General features: G+C 71.9%; 2 protein-coding genes. Both read right to left on the minus strand.

Annotated features, from left to right (window positions below):
- On the minus strand, positions 1-1,337 hold a 1,337-nt coding region (gene allB / locus G6018_RS12920), incomplete at its 3' end, for an allantoinase AllB (protein WP_182639815.1).
- The coding region (locus tag G6018_RS12925; RefSeq protein WP_182639816.1) for a hypothetical protein at positions 1,334-1,531 on the minus strand (198 nt) is incomplete at its 5' end. The genes allB and G6018_RS12925, both read right to left, overlap by 4 nt.

Raw genomic sequence — 1,531 nt, forward strand, 5'->3', positions numbered from 1 at the left:
CCGGCGGCGGGGCCGTCGAGGTCGATACGCCGACCGGCGAGGTAGACGTCGCGCACCACGCCGCCGAGTGCCCGCTGGGCGTAGGCGGTGACGGGGTTCTTGTGCTGCAACCGCTCGGGCAGGACCACGAACGCCTCGTCGGGGGCCAGGACCACCAGGTCGGCGCGGGCCCCGGGGCGGATCGCGCCGCGGTCGATCAGTCCGGCGAACTCCGCGGGGCCGGAGGACATCCATCGCACGACGTCGGGCAGTCCCAGTCCGCGCAGCCGCGCCTCCGACCAGATGATCGGCAGGCCCAGCTGCACGGAGGCGATTCCGCCCCACGCCTGGCCGAAGTCGCCGCTGTCGAAGCGCTTGAGTTCGGGAACGCACGGCGAATGGTCCGAGACCACCAGGTCGATGGTCCCGTCGCGCAGCCCCTCCCACAGCCGCTCGCGGTTGCCGGCCTCGCGGATCGGCGGGCAACATTTGTAGTGGGTGGCGCCCGGCTGGATCTCCTCGGAGAACAGCGACAGATAGTGCGGGCACGTCTCCACCGTCAGGGGCAGGCCCTCCGCCTTGGCGTCCCGGATCAGCGGCAGGGCGTCGGCGGCCGACAGGTGCAGGATGTGGGTCCGGCACCCGGTGCGGCGGACGCCGTCGATGACCTGCGCCACCGCGCGGACCTCTGCGGCGACCGGTCGGGATTCCAGGAATCCCGCGTAGATGGGCCCGGACGGCGGGGGCTGCGCGTCGATGGTCCCGGCGTCCTCGGCATGGACGATGAGCAGTCCGCCGAACCCGGCGATCTCCTCCATGGCCGCCAGCATCTGCACGTCATCGAGCGGCGGGAACTCGTCGATCCCCGAGTGGAGCAGGAAGCACTTGAAACCGAACACCCCGCGATCCCAGAGTTCGCGCAGCCGGCCCAGGTTCTCCGGCACGGCCCCACCCCAGAACCCAGCGTCCACGTGCAGTTTCCCGGTCGCGCTGGCCAGTTTGGCGTCGAGCGCGGCGGGACTGGTGGTCACCGGACTGGAGTTGAGCGGCATGTCGATCAGGGTGGTCACCCCGCCGCACGCGGCGGCGCGGGTGGCGCTGGCGAATCCCTCCCAGTCGGTGCGGCCGGGTTCGTTGACGTGGACGTGGGTGTCGACCAATCCTGGAAGCAGCACCACGTCGTCACCCAGGTCGACGACGTCCGTGCCGGCCGGCGTCGGGGAGGTCGGGGCAGCGGGACCGGTCTCTACGGCCAGGATGATCCCGCCGGAGACCGTCACGGTGGCCGGCACGACCTCGGCGCCGATCACCGCCCGACGTGCGCGGAATACGATCTCGGGGACACCATGTGCGCTCATGTCGTGGTCTCCGCCCGGTCGTGGACGTGGTCCCGGTGGTGGGACTGTTCGGGCGGATGGGTTCGTTCGGGCGCAAGGGTCCGTTCGGTGCCCGGCCGCCGGAGCCGGTCGAGCGCGGCCCTGTCGACACCGGCCAGCTCGGCCACCTCCCCGGCGGTGACGGCCCCGCAGTCCAGCGCGCGCACGCAGAAGTC

This window comes from Dietzia sp. DQ11-44 (assembly GCF_014145205.1).
Taxonomy (GTDB): Bacteria; Actinomycetota; Actinomycetes; order Mycobacteriales; family Mycobacteriaceae; genus Dietzia; species Dietzia natronolimnaea.